The sequence below is a fragment of the Laceyella sediminis genome (assembly GCF_003003125.1).
GTDB lineage: Bacteria > Bacillota > Bacilli > Thermoactinomycetales > Thermoactinomycetaceae > Laceyella > Laceyella tengchongensis.
This window is the reverse complement of the sequence record NZ_PVTZ01000001.1, coordinates 476,370-492,193: the sequence shown is the minus strand read 5'-3', so window position 1 is coordinate 492,193 and position 15,824 is coordinate 476,370. Positions and strand designations below refer to the sequence as shown.

Annotated in this window: 14 protein-coding genes and 1 riboswitch; of the genes, 11 read left to right on the top strand and 3 right to left on the bottom strand. The window is 52.6% G+C overall.

The genetic code is table 11. The features are described from left to right. Window positions 1-193: 193 nt before the first annotated feature. The gene (locus tag CLV36_RS02570) at window positions 194-1,339 is read right to left on the bottom strand and encodes an SH3 domain-containing protein (protein WP_146130579.1); all 1,146 of its coding nucleotides are present in this window, start codon (window positions 1,337-1,339) and stop codon (window positions 194-196) included. Window positions 1,340-1,672: 333 nt separating this feature from the next. Between CLV36_RS02570 and CLV36_RS02565 the strand changes: the two genes are divergently transcribed. The 11 genes from CLV36_RS02565 to CLV36_RS02515 all read left to right on the top strand — a co-directional run bounded on the left by CLV36_RS02565 (window position 1,673) and on the right by CLV36_RS02515 (window position 14,072). Next, window positions 1,673-2,812 carry an HAD family hydrolase gene (locus CLV36_RS02565; RefSeq protein ID WP_106341643.1) on the top strand — a complete coding sequence of 380 codons (1,140 nt, stop codon included), beginning with the start codon at window positions 1,673-1,675 and terminating at the stop codon, window positions 2,810-2,812. A 143-nt stretch (window positions 2,813-2,955) separates the two neighbouring features. Next, window positions 2,956-3,567: a superoxide dismutase gene (locus CLV36_RS02560; protein WP_106341642.1), complete on the top strand. Its 612-nt coding sequence runs from the start codon at window positions 2,956-2,958 to the stop codon at window positions 3,565-3,567. A 167-nt stretch (window positions 3,568-3,734) separates the two neighbouring features. Continuing rightward, complete coding sequence (locus CLV36_RS02555) at window positions 3,735-4,016, top strand: small, acid-soluble spore protein, alpha/beta type (RefSeq protein ID WP_106341641.1); 282 nt, start codon at window positions 3,735-3,737, stop codon at window positions 4,014-4,016. A gap of 137 nt (window positions 4,017-4,153) precedes the next feature. Beyond that, on the top strand, window positions 4,154-5,254 hold the full coding sequence (locus tag CLV36_RS02550) for an MGDG synthase family glycosyltransferase (protein ID WP_106341640.1): 1,101 nt from the start codon (window positions 4,154-4,156) through the stop codon (window positions 5,252-5,254). 98 nt (window positions 5,255-5,352) lie between these two features. Next, window positions 5,353-6,363: a fumarylacetoacetate hydrolase family protein gene (locus tag CLV36_RS02545; protein WP_245888265.1), complete on the top strand. Its 1,011-nt coding sequence runs from the start codon at window positions 5,353-5,355 to the stop codon at window positions 6,361-6,363. Between the two features lie 85 nt (window positions 6,364-6,448). Continuing rightward, a riboswitch (SAM riboswitch) is annotated at window positions 6,449-6,559 on the top strand. 87 nt (window positions 6,560-6,646) lie between these two features. Beyond that, window positions 6,647-7,963 (top strand): homoserine dehydrogenase, encoded by a 1,317-nt coding sequence (locus CLV36_RS02540; RefSeq protein WP_106341639.1) that lies wholly within the window; start codon window positions 6,647-6,649, stop codon window positions 7,961-7,963. A 152-nt stretch (window positions 7,964-8,115) separates the two neighbouring features. Then, window positions 8,116-9,504: a 23S rRNA (uracil(1939)-C(5))-methyltransferase RlmD gene (gene rlmD, locus CLV36_RS02535; protein WP_106341638.1), complete on the top strand. Its 1,389-nt coding sequence runs from the start codon at window positions 8,116-8,118 to the stop codon at window positions 9,502-9,504. A 37-nt stretch (window positions 9,505-9,541) separates the two neighbouring features. After that, window positions 9,542-10,498, top strand: coding sequence for a nucleoside recognition domain-containing protein (locus CLV36_RS02530; protein ID WP_106341637.1), 957 nt, complete (start codon window positions 9,542-9,544; stop codon window positions 10,496-10,498). A 145-nt stretch (window positions 10,499-10,643) separates the two neighbouring features. Continuing rightward, on the top strand, window positions 10,644-11,108 hold the full coding sequence (locus CLV36_RS02525) for a GNAT family N-acetyltransferase (RefSeq protein WP_106341636.1): 465 nt from the start codon (window positions 10,644-10,646) through the stop codon (window positions 11,106-11,108). A gap of 360 nt (window positions 11,109-11,468) precedes the next feature. Next, window positions 11,469-13,049, top strand: a complete 1,581-nt coding sequence (gene abc-f / locus CLV36_RS02520) for a ribosomal protection-like ABC-F family protein (protein ID WP_106341635.1) — start codon at window positions 11,469-11,471, stop codon at window positions 13,047-13,049. Window positions 13,050-13,169: 120 nt separating this feature from the next. After that, a complete protein-coding gene (locus tag CLV36_RS02515; protein WP_106341634.1) occupies window positions 13,170-14,072 on the top strand; it encodes a DMT family transporter in 903 nt (300 codons plus the stop codon). Between the two features lie 87 nt (window positions 14,073-14,159). On the opposite strand, the gene CLV36_RS02510 is transcribed toward CLV36_RS02515, so the two are convergent. Then, window positions 14,160-14,516, bottom strand: coding sequence for a YolD-like family protein (locus tag CLV36_RS02510; RefSeq protein ID WP_022736922.1), 357 nt, complete (start codon window positions 14,514-14,516; stop codon window positions 14,160-14,162). Then, window positions 14,513-15,742 carry a DNA polymerase IV gene (locus tag CLV36_RS02505; RefSeq protein WP_022736921.1) on the bottom strand — a complete coding sequence of 410 codons (1,230 nt, stop codon included), beginning with the start codon at window positions 15,740-15,742 and terminating at the stop codon, window positions 14,513-14,515. The genes CLV36_RS02510 and CLV36_RS02505 overlap by 4 nt, the downstream gene beginning before the upstream one ends. Window positions 15,743-15,824: the final 82 nt, after the last annotated feature.

Here is a 15,824-nt window from a genome sequence, read left to right as displayed (position 1 = left end):
TCTTTTCTAAATGCGAACAGACGGCTTCCCCTTCATGTGTTCATGAGGACAAGCCATTTGCAGGCTTGTCTTTTTTTACTATACAAGGAAAAGGAAGCGAACGGGGAAGTATATTTTAGCTAAAATATGAATTATTGATTAACAAAATATGGCGCCCGTAAGCGCCATTAAAGACCGTCGCGGTTATGCACTTTCAGGAAACACAAGAATGATGGATGTATGCTGTGCTTCCGCTTTTCAGTCGGATTTGTACCCACTCTCCCGACATGCCCGTCTTGGTCAGTGTCGTGCCCTTGGCCACGCGTTGCAGCACCTTGCCGGAAGTAGAAGGCGTGGCGCGGATATTGGCGAGATTGACACTCACTTTTACGGTGGAAGTGGAGGCTGTGCTTCGGGTGGCCACCGTGTGGTGCAGATATGCGGTGTTGCCATTAGACAATTTGATGCGGAACCATTCCTTGCTGGTTCCGGTCAAAGTAAATTTGGTGCCTTTTTTCGCTTTGGTGACAATGGAAGCGGATAGGCTTGGAGCGGACCGGACATTGGCGACCGAAGCCGTCACCGTCACTTGCCCTGTGGCCGGTTGGATGCCGGATGCCGGGGGTGGGTTGCTCCCCTTGGCCTCATATTTCACATAGGGACTGTACACAAATGCGAGGCGCCCATTGGCCAATTTCACTTGATACCAATCGCCAGAAATGCCGGTGACCGCCAAGCGGGTGCCTTTTGCTAGGGTTTGTATGACGAAGGAACCGGTTGATGGGCCTGAACGGGCGTTGACATTGCTACCCGTGATCGTGGCTGTCCCTGATTTGGGTTTGAGTCCGACGCGGCTGTCTCCACGCCATTGGTTGTTGCTGGTCCCGGAGTGAATCCAAACCGGAGTCCCTTCATAAATGGTGTTATACAATTCAATCACGTCTTTGTTGTGCATCCGGACGCAACCGCTGGAGGCATGTTTGCCAATTGATTGGGGATTGTTTGTCCCGTGAATGCCATAGGTGCGGCCGTTGTCGCCGCGGACGCTGATGCCATTCCAACGCTCCCCGAGTGGATTGTCGGGATGACCACCAGGGATGTTTTTCCAGCCCGGCTTGTTGATTTTGACCACCACGGGCCAAGTGCCTTCAGGTGTGAGTTGGCTGGTTCGCCCAGTTGCCACGGGGTACACCTTGCTCACTTTTCCATTTTTGTATAAGTAGAGTTTGTTCGTTTTTTTGTTAATTTCGATTTTGTAGTCAGTTGAAGCCGCGAAGCTGTGTTGTGGAATGATCAATGTGGCCATTAAGGCGATGATGGCAATCAAGGCCATGTTAAAAAGTATCTTTCTATGGAACAATATGTTCCCCTCCCTTTAAATAAAAAGCCTTTCGCGACGGGCAAAATTTGACAAATGCCTCTATTTCGATCATACTTCATGTCAAATTCCCTGTGAAGACTATATAATCAAAAATATTTAAAAATAATCGTAAGATCATTAACTTGACTTCTACTTGTCAGATAGTGATGCCTGTGCTGCTGGTAGGAAGTGGATTTATGGCGTGTGACATCATTTTAATAAAGAATTAATGCGATAAAGGCTAGAAGTCGGCGGCGGATTGATGGTAACATCAATCTCATAACCAACGGCAAGGTAAAAGCGAATGCCATCACTTTGGGGGAGGGTTTTGCGGTGTATAAGACGGTTTTGTTTGATGTGGATGGTGTGTTTTTGAGTGAAGAGCGGTGTTTTGATGCTTCGGCTCTGTCGGTGTGGGAATTGTTGCATGCCCCCCACTTCCTTGCGTTGCCGCAAGCGGAGCATGATGTTCAACTGGAAGAATCCGCCATTCGGCTGATCCGGGACCAGGTGTTCGACCGCAATCGGGTCTTGGACTGGATGAAGACACGGGGGCTTAATTCCAATTGGGACATGGTATATCTCGCTTTTGCGGGTCAGCTGCTCTTGTTGTTGAAACATCTGTATCCAGCGCATCCGACGGAAGTGAAGGCTTTTGTCAGCCAGCCGATCACGGAAGAAGCCCTTGTCGGAATCCAGCAGTGGGCAGGCGAAGATAAGAATGGTTTCACGCCAGAGTTTGCTCGGTTCCCGGAGCTTTTCGCAGGGCAAGAGCATTTGGACAAGATGGCTTTGCTCACTTATTTCAACGAGTTAGCCTCTGAGTGGTTTGGTGTAGAAGTGAAGCAGTTTTCACGCAACAGCGCCTTGTGGGAATGCTGTTACTCCGTTTATCAGGAGTGGTATCTGGGGGATGAATTGTACCGGAAAAGCGAAGGTGTCGATGTGCGTATGCCCGGAAAAGTAGGATTTTTGCAACAGGAAATTCCCATTGCCGCCCCTGAACGGATGGGGGAGACGCTCAAGCGGCTCAAAGAGAAAGGGATTACCGTGGGCATCGGAACAGGGCGCACCTTTGAAGAAACGGCAGTGCCGCTGAAAGAGCTGGGGCTATTCGGATTGTTCGATGAGTCGCACATCGCCACAGCATCAGACGTGATCGCCGCAGAGGAAGCCCATCCTGAAAAGGCACCGCTCGGCAAACCCGAACCATATACGTATATTAAGGCTCTTTTAGGGACGTCGGCCTCCATAGAAGCGTGTCTCGATTGCGCTTTGCCGCTGGCAGAAGGTGCTGAGATCTTGATCGTGGGGGATTCCGTCGCTGACTTTTTGGCAGCCAGAAAAATGGGTTGCGCTTTTGCGGCCACATTGACAGGTTTAACCGGGCAGGCGGCGCGGGCCAAGTTTGAGCAACTGGGGGCGGATTACATTCTGGACGATGTGACCGAATTGATGAAGGTGTTCACTTAAGAAAAATAAGTTTTTGGGTGAGTTCGTTGACTAACATCACCGATTTTTTGCATAATAAAAATTGAGACGCAATCATGATAGCAGCTCTTCTCCCCTTGAGTGGGGAATAGGAGTGTGGACATATTACATAGGAGGGTTCTGGAATGGCGAAATTCGAACTGCTCGCATTGCCTTACGCTTTTGACGCTTTGGAGCCGCACATTGACGCGCAAACCATGGAAATCCACCATGACCGCCATCATGCCACATATGTGAACAACTTGAACGCCGCTCTGGAAGGGGTGGAAGTGAGCGCTACTTCCGTGGAAGCATTGATCTCCAACCTGGATGCACTGCCAGAAAACGTGCGCACTGCTGTTCGTAACAACGGTGGTGGCCACGCTAACCACAGCCTGTTCTGGGAAATCTTGAGCCCAAATGGCGGCGGTGAACCGACCGGTGAAGTAGCTCAAGCGATCAAAGATACCTTCGGCGATTTCGACAGCTTCAAGAAACAATTCACCGATGCGGCGACCAAGCGCTTCGGTAGCGGTTGGGCTTGGTTGGTTGTGAAAGATGGCAAGCTAGCTGTGACCAGCACCCCTAACCAAGACAGCCCGCTGATGGAAGGGGCCACACCGATCTTGGGCCTGGACGTATGGGAGCACGCTTACTACCTCAAATACCAAAACAAGCGTCCGGCTTACATCGAGGCTTTCTGGAATGTGGTCAACTGGGAAGAAGTAAACAAACGTTATCTCGCCGCGCGCGGATAATGGGGGAGCGCAACCCGTTATGGGGTTGCGCTTTTTTTGCTTTGGCGGCATTCCGGGGCGAAGTGTGCGCTTTTGCGCCCTGTGAACAAAAAGTGTAGAATAAAAAAAGTTCACCCCTTATATTTGCCAAGGTGTTGTCGCAGACTATCCAACAAGGAGGGGATGTGATGGCGCGTAAAAGAAAAAAACGGTTGCTCAATCCCGCAGCCAGACAGGGAATGGATTTGCTTAAGAAGAATGTGATGGGCAAGGCGTTGGGCAAGCATATCGCAAGCCCAGATGACGTAAGTATGGAAGTAGCCAAGCAATTAGGCATTCCGTTTCAGGAGCGGGGGAACGGAGAGCTGAAGGCTGAGGACGCCGGCAAGATCGGCGGAGCCATCGGAGGAAGCATGGTTAAAGAACTGGTGCGCATGGCCGAGGCCTCGTTGGCTCACAACCGGAAATGAGGGCAAATCTGTATGAACAGTTGGTTAAGATTAGTAAAGAAATCAACAGATTCATATATATGCGCTAAATGAGCGCGCTATAATGGGGAAGATGGGTTAAGGAGGGGAGTGCCATCGAACGCATACTCTTGCTTACAATGGGATTTGGGACAGGCCACAACTCCGCCGCCAAAGCGTTGGCGTGCGAGTTTAATAAACAATCGAACGTCACTGCGGAAGTTGTTGATCTGCTGCAACTCATTCCAAACAGTTTTCATCCACTGTTGCAGTCCGGATATCACGGCATGCTAAGTAAGTTTCCGACCTTATACTATTATTTATATGATTGGACTCACCATAACAAAGTCATTCGGTACGTTTCTAGTGAAGTGATTGAAAAGATGGGTTGGTCCATTCGCAAAAGGTTGAATCAGCTGATTCGCGTGACGGAGCCAACCAAAATTGTGACCACCCATCCTTTCGGATTGCTCATGTGTCCGGACATCTACGAAGAGATCCCGACGGTTGGGGTGGTGACGGATTATGAGTTGCATCCCATTTGGCTCGCTCGCGTGCCCCATGTGTTGTGCGTGCCCAAAAAATTGCCCAATTGGCATCAGTTTGAGCGGATACAGTGGCAAACCGGGTTGTCATTGATTGAGACCGGCATTCCGGTCAATCCCACATTTTATGAGCATGTATCCAAGCAAGAGGCGTGCCGCCGGTTGGGGTTGTCCCCCGTGCGCCCGGTGGTGCTCGTCATGGGCGGAGGCACTGGCCTGGGACCGTTGGAACAAGTTGTGGGCGAATTGCAAGAGTTGGACCATTTGCAGTTGGTGGTGCTGACAGGGAAGAATCAGGGATTGTTTGAGCGGCTGACCCGGCAGTTTGTCGCACCGCACATACGGATTGAAGGGTACCGCACCGATGTACCCATATGGATGTCCGCTGCCGACCTTTTGATCACCAAGCCGGGTGGGGTGACCATCACTGAAGCGATTGCTAAACAGTTGCCGATGCTGTTGTTCGAAGCTTTCCCGGGTCAGGAAGAAGCTAATCAGCAATATCTCTTGCACCATCGCGTCGCCATGATTACGCGTCCGTCAACCATTCGCCTGCAAGTCTCCAAACTGCTTGATTCGCCGTTGCAATTGGGGCGGATGCGCGAACGGTTTGGGGTGCTGATGTCATCAGACGCGTGTCAGAGAATCGTCAAAGAGACATGCAATGCCAAAGCTCCCATTTTGCAGACTTTGTAATGAAGTCTGTTTTTTTATTCGCGGTGGGATGAATCATTTCGCCGCTTGCTAAACGATTCAAAGTTGGAATATTGTAAAAAGGAGGGGAGGGAAAGTGGATGAAGTTGGTTACTTATATGGTCAAAGCGGATGAACTCAATATTCAATCACAGGATGGGATGCTGGCCCGTTTGGGCTGGGTGCGGGACGGGCATGTGATCGATGTCGGGCTGGCACAGCAGTGCATGGAGTTGGAGCAAAACCTCGTCTTTCCTTATCGTCTCGCCACCGACATGCTTACGTTTTTGCAACGGGGCGAACAGGAGCGCGACTTTCTGCAACGATTGGATCAAGCACTGGGGCAGAGAGATTGGTTGCGCTTGCAAGTGGAAGGGGAACCGGTGGCATTAGCTTTGGCGGAAGTGGATCTATTTGCGCCGATCGCGACGCCGAGTAGCCTGCGCGATTTCTACGCATTTGAAGAACATGTACGGACATGCCGCCAAAAGCGGGGATTGGGCATGGTACCGCAGTGGTATGAAATCCCCGTTTTTTATTTTTCCAACCATCAGGCAGTGATTGGCCCGGAAGCGCCTGTGAAGAAACCGGCGTACACCAATCAGCTTGACTATGAATTGGAGATTGCCTGCGTCATCGGCAAAAGGGGAAAGAACATCAAGCGCGAAGAAGCTCTTGCCCATATCGCTGGCTTCATGATCATGAATGATTGGAGTGCCCGCGACGCCCAACTGCAAGAGGTGGCGGTCGGGCTTGGGCCGGCGAAAGGGAAAGACTTCGCCACGTCGCTCGGCCCCTGGTTGGTGACAACAGATGAATTGGAAGACTGCCGCGCCGGAGAGCGCTGGTCGCTTACGATGCGCGCGCGTGTCAATGGCCGTGAGCTATCCAAAGGGAATACCAAAGATTTGCATTGGACCTTCGCGCAAATGATTGAACGAGCGTCTGCTGAGTGCGAATTGGTACCTGGAGACGTGATCGGATCGGGCACGGTGGGCACAGGCTGCTTGTTGGAGTTAGGTGAGGAAGTCCATCCTTATCTCCAACCAGGAGATGTGGTAGAGTTGGAGATCGAACGGTTGGGATTGTTACGCAACACGATTGTGGAATGACATTTTCTTTTTAATGATTGACAAGTATCCTCGGTTAGCCCATAATAAATAAAAATATTGGAAAAACGATATCGGTTGTACGATTTTCTTATCCAGAGTGGCGGAGGGACTGGCCCGATGAAGCCCGGCAACCTCGGTATATCATACCGGAAGGTGCCAAATCCTGCAGTGCACATGTAGCACTGAGAGATAAGAAGAATGGTTTCGTCGTGTGCAAAAACCCTCTTCTTATCTAGAAGAGGGTTTTTTCTATATTCAAACACAATCATTTGGAGGGATTGGGATGGAACAGGTGCGAGTGGCACTGTTGGGCTTGGGAACGGTAGGCACCGGCGTGTGGAAGATGATTCAAAGCAACCAAGACGTGATCGCCCGGCGCACGGGCATGTGGGTAACGGTGGAGGCCATCTTGGTGCGCGATATCACCAAAGAACGCCAAGTGGAAGGAACGCAATCGTTGTTGACCACCAGTTTTGACGAAGTACTGGCCCGCGAGGTAGATGTGGTCATCGAAGTGATGGGAGGCGTCGAACCTACCCGTGATTATTTGCGGCGGGCAATGGAAAACGGTTGTCACGTTGTGTCCGCCAACAAGGAGTTGTTGGCCCGCCATGGGGAAGAATTGCGCTCATGGGCAAAGCGGTTTGGTGTGAAGTTGGCTTATGAAGCCAGTGTGGGCGGCGGAATTCCGATTATCGGTACGGTATCCCATTTCCTGAAGGCCAATCGCATATGTAAAGTTTCGGGAATATTGAACGGTACAACCAACTTCATTTTAACCAAAATGAAGGACGAAGGTCGTACGTATGAGGACATATTGATAGAAGCGCAACAAAAGGGATACGCTGAAGCGGACCCGACGGCAGATGTCGAGGGGATTGATGTTGCCCATAAACTGTCGATTCTCTCGCGCCTCGCTTTTGATGTGCATGTGCCTGTCGATCAAATTCAGCGGGTGGGCATCACGCAGGTCTCCCCGATCGAATTGGACTTGGCCGATCAACTTGGTTTTGCGGTTAAATTGCTCGCTTCTGCTGAACAATATGGTGAAAACGGCCCAGTGTCCTGCTCGGTATCCCCGACCCTGTTGCCGCTGTCCCATCCCTTGTCCAATGTGAACGATGTGTACAATGCCGTGCATGTGGAGGGGGACTTTGTTCAGGATCTTACGCTGATCGGCCAGGGGGCGGGTGAGAAGCCGACCGCCAGCGCTGTGGTGGAGGATTTGTGCAACTTGTGGCGGTTGACGGGACAGACCTCCGGCAAAGCGGCTCCCCGCGCATTGTTATTGGAGAGTGCGGATGGAGACGGCTCGCGCTTTCATCTCTTGTCTTTTCCGTCCGCGCAAGCATCGGCTGGCCAAGTGGTCGGGCACCTGGAGCGGGCGGATCTATCGGTGCAGGCATGGAAGGCGGCGCAAGAGGGGGAAACGACGTGGTTAGCGTTGATCGCCAACGGATGGGAGCGAGGGCAAGCGGACCGCTTGTTGCGTGAGCGGAGCTTGGCAGTGACTTGGCACGCAAACCGTCCCGTTGTGGGCGGAGGAGTTCCATGGGGCTCTAAGGCGGTGCCGTTGGCTAAAGCGGCGGGCGACCAGTGAACAGGCAGAATTCAAGCTTTCGGTTTTTTAGTTAGTCTGGCGGCCACTAATGGCCGTCTTTTTTTAGGGATCACCTGCCGTCAGACCTGCGTTTTCAAATTGTTTCGGGTACAATAGGATAAGCGCATTTATTAAGGAAAGGAAAACGGCAGATGAACAAGTCAACCAAGCAAGCAAAACAGATTCGCTTGAAGCGGGGGGAGGTGATCCAGCTTCCCATCCGCCGCATCGGCATCAATGGCGAGGGCATAGGCCACTACCAAAAGCAAGTGGTTTTTGTGGAAGGCGCTGTACCGGGTGAAATCGTGGTCGCCCGCGTGGTACAAGTGGAACCCAAATTTGCCAAAGCCCAACTATTAAAAGTGAAGAAAAAATCGGCTTATCGGGTGGAACCGCCGTGTCCGGTGTATCGGGAGTGCGGTGGGTGCCAATTGCAGCACATTGACCGCCGGATGCAGAAGCGCTTGAAGCGGGAGTTGGTTGCCGAGAGTTTCGCCAGGTACGCTGGTTTGCGAGATGTGCCGATCAGCGAGACTGTCACGATGGATGAACCGTGGTCGTATCGCAACAAGGCGCAATTTCCTTTGCGGCGTGTGGGCGGTCAAGTCTCCATGGGCATGTTTTCCGCCGCTTCCCACCAATTGGTTGATGCGAGTGCATGCATGGTGCAACATCCCAAGCTGAACGAAGCCCTCTACGAAGCCAAGCGACTGGTGGAGGAGTTGGGGGTGGATATCTATGATGAGCGGAAACATCGCGGCACACTCAGGCATCTGGTAGGGCGGATTGCTTTCGCCACGGAAGAAATCCAGTTGGTGTTGGTCACCCGGACGAAATCATTTCCCGAAGAAGAAGCTTTTGTGCGTGAAGTGACCCGACGGCTACCTCAAGTGAAAAGCGTAGTGCTGAACCACAATCCAGATAAAACCTCACTTGTTTTTGGAGAGGAATCCCGGCTGTTGTGGGGGAATGAGAAGCTGATTGAACGATTGGGAGAATTGACGTTTGCGTTATCCGCCCGGGCCTTCTTTCAGCTGAATCCCGCCCAGACCGTCCGGCTGTATGACGCGGTCAAACGAGCGGCTCGCCTGACAGGGACAGAAACCGTGATTGACGCCTATTGCGGAGCGGGAACCATCGGCTTGTGGTTGGCTTCTGAAGCGAAGCGTGTCATCGGCATGGATACGGTGCCTGAAGCCGTTGCCGATGCCAAGGAGAATGCCAAATTAAACGGTATCGCCCATGCCGAATATTACGTGGGTGCGGCGGAAACGCTTTTGCCCAAGTGGATCAAAGAAGGATTGCGGCCGGATGTTATCGTGGTAGACCCGCCACGGACCGGATTGGGACAGCCTTTGTTGCAGGCTCTGATGCGGACAAAGGTGCCGCGCGTGGTATATGTTTCTTGCAATCCAGCGACGTTGGCCAAAGATTGTGCGCAGTTGTTGAAGAGCGGGTATCGGGTTGCCGGGATTGAACCGTTTGATATGTTTCCGCAGACAGCGCATGTGGAAGCCGTGTGTGAACTGGTGCAGATGTAAAATTGAATCGCCAAACAGAAAGAGCGGGTGGGAGAAGATGAACCGTAGCGTGGATTGGAAGAAGGGGATGCGCGCTGGCCTTAAAACGTCGTGGGAGTTGAGCAAAATCGTTCTTCCCATTGCGTTTGTCATTCAGGTGGCTAAGCAGACGCCCGTGTTGGGATGGGTGACGGAGAGCATCGCCCCCTTTATGTCTGTTTTTGGATTGGGTGGGGAAGCGGCGATTCCGCTGGTGCTGGGCAATGTGTTGAATCTTTATGCCGCTTTAGGGGCTATGCAGGCGGTTGACTTGACGGTGAAGCAAGCGTTCATCTTGGCGGTCATGCTTAGCTTCTCACACAACATGTTTATCGAATCGGCGGTTTGCCGCCGGGTGGGTGTGGCGACATGGGCCGTGATCACTGTGCGGATGGGACTGGCAGTGGTCTCGGCCTTGATCATCAACTGGACGTGGGCCGGTGGCGGAGAACCGATTGCGCAAGGAGTGGTAGCGCCAGTTGAGCATGCTCATGCTGACGGCTGGGGGGATATCTTGCTCACGGCCTTCTATGCGGCGGCCGAAGGTGTATTGCAACTGGTGGTGATTGTGCTACCGTTGATGGTCGTTTTGCAGGCCCTCAAGGATGTCGGTTTTCTGGATAGGGTGGCGCAGTGGATTATGCCGCTACTCAAACCTTTGTCGATTTCCGGGCATGGAGCGATTGCGATGGCCACGGGGTTATTTGCTGGCTTGTTTCTGGGGGCGGGTCTTATCATTCAAGAGGCGGAAGAGCGTAACTTTTCCAAGCGCGACATGACGTTGATCATGATTTTTTTGGCCGCTTGTCATGCGGTGGTTGAGGATACCTTGATTTTTGTCCCGCTTGGGATTCCGGTCGTTTACCTGTTGTTGATCCGATTGCTGGCAGCGATCGCTGTCACGCTGGTTGTCGCTCGCCTTTTAGTGAATGCTGGGGAAGAGCCCTTAGGGCAGCGGATGCAAAGAAGTAGTTAGGGCTAGTCAGGTGCATTGAAATGGATGATTGGGTACTTTTCTACATTTTATAAATGTTTAGCAGGGTTAATCTATATAAAAGTCGAATAAAATTATTTAATATTCTAGTGGTTTGGTGCAATGACATGAAAGGGATGAACATGACATGGAACTCGTTTTTCGCACGATTAAACCTGCTGATGCACCTGTGTTAAAGGAATTCTTGGAGTTGGCGATGGAGTTTTATGGAAATGAACGCGAACAAATGATGGATCATTATCTCGCAGATTGGGGAAAACGGGTGGATATCGGCTTTATCGTTTTATTAAAGAAAGAAAAAAAGCCGATTGGTGCGGTGTGGTTCCGCCAATTCACACAAGACCGCCCGGGGCTCGCTTTTCTTGATGAGAAGACGCCAGAGCTGATTGCGGCTGTTTCGCCAGAGTATCGCAATCAAGGGATTGGGCGCTACCTGATTACCCGGTTGGTTAATCAAGCCCGCATGGAGGGCTTTCAGGCGCTTTCGGTCGCCGTGCATAAGGATAACCCGGTGCTCGGTTTATACGAGCGGCTCAGCTTTCAAGTTGAGCGGGAAGACGGGTCCCTCAAGGTGTTGCGGCTGACGCTTTAGCCTTGAAACTCCTAGCGCATCGCTTTTTATCGTTCTTGCTTCTGTAAGGTTTGCCTTTTGCCCGATCGCTTTGCTGTTCGTTGACGGAGCGCGTTTGGGAGGGTTATAATAAATGACAAATTGAAGGAAAGGAACGGTATGCGAACAATGGACAATGTATCTCGCTAATCGAAACCAATCATTGAGGAATCAATTACTCAGTGTTTTCGGAGCGGGATTCGTCTGTCCATTTTTCGTTATTGCACGAGCATCGCTGGCGCGTTGCTTGGCTGGTTTATACCTGCCGGGCGATGTGCTTTTCGTGCATGCCGTTAAACGGATATGGCATGAATCCTCTCTGGGAGCGAAGGGAGGATTTTTTTGTTTTTGCTAGAAGCGGCGAATGTGAATAAGTGGTTGGGTGAGCGGTTGTTGTTCACGTTAGATGAATTGAAGGTACAAGCCGGTGAAAAAATCGGCATCGTCGGTTTGAACGGCGCCGGCAAAACGACGCTTTTGCGCACATTGGCCGGGGAAGAGCCCGCCGACGAAGGACGGATTGTGCGGCGCGGTTCGGTGGCTTGGATCAGACAGCTAGTCGGCGACAGCGAAATGCCGCTGAGCGGGGGTGAACAGGTGCGCGAGCAGATTAAACGGGCCTTATCGAAGCAAGCCTCGCTTTTGTTAGCGGATGAGCCGACCTCTCACCTCGATTTGGCCGGGGTCAAGTGGCTGGAGAAAGAGTTGCGGGCGACAGACCGCGCCGTCCTTCTGATCTCACATGACCGGGCGCTGTTGGATGCGGTTTGCGGTAAGATTCTGGAGATTGAACAGGGAGTGTGCACACTATATCCGGGTAACTACTCCTTTTACCGCGAAGAAAAGGAACGGCGTCGTGCCTTTGCCCAAGCGGAGTATGATCAGTACGTGGCCGAGAAAAAACGGTTGCAAGCGGCGATTCGTGAAGTGAAAGAACGGTCGCGGAGGATGATGAAGCCGCCGAAGGGGATGAGCGTGTCCGAAGCCCGTATGGGCAAAGATTATCGAGGGACGAAGCAGGGAAAAGTGGCAGGGCGTGCGAAAGCGCTCGAATCACGGTTGGCCCGCTTGGAAGAGAAAGAAAAGCCGCGCGAGTTGCCGCATGTGCAATTTGATGCCAGCCATCACGATCCCATCGGGAGCAAGGTGGTGTTGCGACTGGAGCAAGTCGGCAAACCAGGCCTGTTTGCGCCGCTTCGGTGCGCGATTCCGACGGGAGCGAAGGTGGGCGTGATTGGTGCCAATGGTACGGGCAAATCGACATTGCTTCAGCTACTGGTTTCCCGCGCACCTGGGGTTGCTTGGGCCTCGGCGGCGAAAATCGGCTTTTTCCAGCAACAAATCAATGTGTTGGATGAAAGAAAATCGATTTTGGAGAATGTGCGGACATCCAGCCGGTATGATGAGACCATGATCCGCACGGTACTCGCTCGGCTGTTGTTTCGACGTGAGGAGGTGCACAAGCCGGTAAGCGTGCTCAGCGGCGGCGAGCGGGTGAAGGCGGCGTTGGCCAAAGTGTTTTTGAGTGAGTCCAATGTGCTGGTGTTGGATGAACCAACCAATTTCTTGGATCTGTTTGCGCGCGAGGAGTTGGAACGGGTGCTCAAAAGTTATCCGGGAACGTTGCTGTTCGCTTCGCATGACCGCCATTTGCTCCGGGAGGTGGCTGAACGCTTGATCATCATTGAAGATCAGCACGCCGTTTATTTCGAGGGGACGTTTGCGGAGTATGAGCGGAGCTTGACACGAACATCCACCTCCCAGCCCAAACAGTCGGCCGAGGCCTTGTTGCGGATTGAAACGGCATTGGCGGAAGTGCTGGGGCGACTCGGTTTCCCGTTACCAGAGGCGGAGCGAGCTGAGCTGGAACGGCGTTTTCAAGAGCTGGTGCGAGAGCGCGATCGGTTGAAAAGAGGGAAATAGAAGCGCGTGAGAGGGTTGCATCCATGGGGAAGGATGCGGCCCTTTTTTCGTGGTGGGAGTGGAGACATCGGCATGGTTTTGTCTTAAAATCAGAATATGATGCCAAAGGGAGGTGAAACGATGAATCCATCGCGTGCAGGTGTGTTTTTGTTACTCGCATTGGGAGTGGTGGCATTCTCTTTTTCCGGTATTTTCATCAAGTGGTCGTCTGCGCCTGCTAGCGTGTTGGCCACGCATCGTTTGTCGCTGACTGCGTTGCTCATGTTGCCCTGGGTCTGGCGGGAGCGTGCTGGGCTGGTCAGACTGACGGGTAAGGATTGGGTTCGACTGTCGTTGTCGGGCTTTTTTTTGAGCTTGCATTTTTTGTTCTGGATGTCATCCTTCCATTACACCTCAGTGGCTAGTGCGATGATTTTCTTGAATCTGACTCCGCTCTTGGTGGCGGCGGGAGCTTTTCTGATGTTTAAGGAGAAATATCCGGCGCGTGCGTTTTGGGGAATGGGATTGGCGCTGGTTGGCACGGGGCTGGTTGTTGGCGGTGATTTTACTTGGACCCTGACTGCGCTGTGGGGAGATGTTTTGTCGTTTTTGGGCGCGGTTGCTGTTGCCATCCATATGCTATTGGGGCAAAATTTGCGCCAGCGCATCTCTTCGACGGTTTACAGTTTTGTGGTGTTTGTGGTCGCAACCTTGGTGCTGGCCGGATATAACGTTGTTCTCGGTGTCCCGCTGTTTTCCTATCCAGCTGAAGAATGGGGCATCTTCTTCCTGCTGGCCGCCGTGCCGACCGTCTTTGGCCACTTGTTGTTCAATTGGTTACTCAAGTTTACCAAAGCGGTTACGATTCAGATGGCAGTACTGGGTGAACCGGTAGGAACGGTCTTGTTGGCAGCGTGGCTCCTTGATGAGGCGGTTATTTGGTCGCAACTGGTGGGTGGATTGCTCTCTATCGTCGGAATTGTGTGGTTTATTCGGGCGCAGGCGCGGTCAGAAGAAGATGGAAAGTTTCAGACGGCTGCTTGAGAAGGCTTCAACCTCTGAGCGCAGCCACATCGGTGACGCTCTTCGATGGATCAATCCCCGCCCCGTATGGCCTAAGGCGGGAAGGCCTTATACGTCATCTCTGTCCGTAGCCTTTTCCATTCCGTAGATGTCGGAGAAGGGGATGGTGGTGGTTTCCCGCCCATTGGCCAGTCGAATCCAGCGCTCATGCGGATTGATCTTCTGCACAAAGCCGCACCATTCACAGGGGCGGCGCCGGTTCACATAACGGACGAGCAGAGGGAAGTCGCCATCCACCGCCTCCATCAGCAGGCGATTCATCTCGACGAGCTGGTCTTCATCCAACTGGGGGGGAATGAACGCTTCCTCGTCCTGTTTGCGCTGCAAGAGTGCCGCACGGTGTTCTGGGAGAAACATACGGCTACCTTCCCACAGCATGTTGTGGCGATTCAAAGATTCATTCATCGGTAATGCCCTCCTATTTTTTGTGACCGTTCTAGAGCCTGCCCGGCGCGGGTGAGCGAAGCGGCCCGCAAAATGGCGGTGGGGCCGAAGCGTTGGTTGATTTCATCCATGACATGGCCCAAACGGTGCTGTTGATCATTGTTCTCAAACAAGCTGAGTTGCATGGGTCGATCGGCGGACAGCTGGCTCAGGCTTACACCGATGGAGCGGATCGGCTGGCCGTCCCAAAAGCGGGTGAACAATTCCCGGGCATGGCTAAATACAGTCATCGTGTGATTGGTCGCTTCCGGCATGGTGCGTTGCCGATGGAAGCCGCTGGGGAAGTTGAAATCGGCTCCGCGGCAACCGACGCTGACAGTCCACCCCACTTGCCGTTGCCGACGCGCGCGCCGGCACACTTCCTCGCACAACTCCAATAAAACGACGCCGATTTCTTCCGCGGTGCGATAGTCACGGGGCAAGGTCATCTGGTGCCCGATCGCTTTTTGTTTTTGAAACGTGTCGGGATGAACGGGTGATAGGTCAATGCCGTTGGCTGTCATCCACAGAACATGCCCGTTCACCCCCCACCGTTTTCGCAGGCGAGCCAGTGGGCAACGGGCGAGGTCGCCAATCGTGGCGATTCCCATGCGGCGCAAGTGGCGTCCCATCCGTTTGCCAACACCAAACATTTTTTCAACGGGCAACGGCCAGAGATGGGTTTCCAACTTGTCTTTGGTCAGCTCAAACAGGCCGCTTTCGTTCTTTTTGGCGAAGTGGTCGCAAGCCATTTTGCTGAGCACTTTGTTGGGGCCGACGCCAATCCGGGCATATAGACCGAGTTGGATGGCGATCTCTTGTTGGATTTTGCGGGCCGTTTCCATCGGGGAGCCGAATAATGTTTGACAACCGCTGATGGAAATGAATTGCTCATCAATCGAATACGGTTCAACCTGATCGCTAAATTGGCCCAAAATCTCTGTAATCCGCAGGGAGGTTTGTAGGTAAAGGGACATTCGCGGCCGAACCACGGTCAAGTGGGGGCAACGCTCTTCCGCTTCCCGCAAGGTGATAGCGTTTTGGATGCCATAGGATTTGGCGAGCGGGCAAGCGGCGAGGATGACGCCACTTCGCCGCTCTGGGTCACCCGAGACGACCAAAGGGCGATGTTGTAACTCGGGTCGCAAGGCTTTTTCGATGCTGGCGTAGAAAGATTGCATGTCAATGAGAAGCACCGTTGATTCCATATGGGTCACTCCATTATGCGAACGTATGCTTGCGTTTGTTTTTATTATATGCAAATATATGTTCGGGTAATATCGTAAAATG

What these genes read in the sequence shown, in the direction of transcription:
- CLV36_RS02560 (WP_106341642.1), top strand. Translation starts at nt 2,956, where the DNA reads ATGGCGAAATTCGAACTGCTCGCATTGCCTTACGCTTTTGACGCTTTG.
- CLV36_RS02555 (WP_106341641.1), top strand. Translation starts at nt 3,735, where the DNA reads ATGGCGCGTAAAAGAAAAAAACGGTTGCTCAATCCCGCAGCCAGACAG.
- CLV36_RS02550 (WP_106341640.1), top strand. Translation starts at nt 4,154, where the DNA reads ATGGGATTTGGGACAGGCCACAACTCCGCCGCCAAAGCGTTGGCGTGC.
- CLV36_RS02545 (WP_245888265.1), top strand. Translation starts at nt 5,353, where the DNA reads ATGAAGTTGGTTACTTATATGGTCAAAGCGGATGAACTCAATATTCAA.
- CLV36_RS02540 (WP_106341639.1), top strand. Translation starts at nt 6,647, where the DNA reads ATGGAACAGGTGCGAGTGGCACTGTTGGGCTTGGGAACGGTAGGCACC.
- rlmD (WP_106341638.1), top strand. Translation starts at nt 8,116, where the DNA reads ATGAACAAGTCAACCAAGCAAGCAAAACAGATTCGCTTGAAGCGGGGG.
- CLV36_RS02530 (WP_106341637.1), top strand. Translation starts at nt 9,542, where the DNA reads ATGAACCGTAGCGTGGATTGGAAGAAGGGGATGCGCGCTGGCCTTAAA.
- CLV36_RS02525 (WP_106341636.1), top strand. Translation starts at nt 10,644, where the DNA reads ATGGAACTCGTTTTTCGCACGATTAAACCTGCTGATGCACCTGTGTTA.
- CLV36_RS02515 (WP_106341634.1), top strand. Translation starts at nt 13,170, where the DNA reads ATGAATCCATCGCGTGCAGGTGTGTTTTTGTTACTCGCATTGGGAGTG.
- CLV36_RS02510 (WP_022736922.1), bottom strand. Translation starts at nt 14,516, where the DNA reads ATGAATGAATCTTTGAATCGCCACAACATGCTGTGGGAAGGTAGCCGT.
- CLV36_RS02505 (WP_022736921.1), bottom strand. Translation starts at nt 15,742, where the DNA reads ATGGAATCAACGGTGCTTCTCATTGACATGCAATCTTTCTACGCCAGC.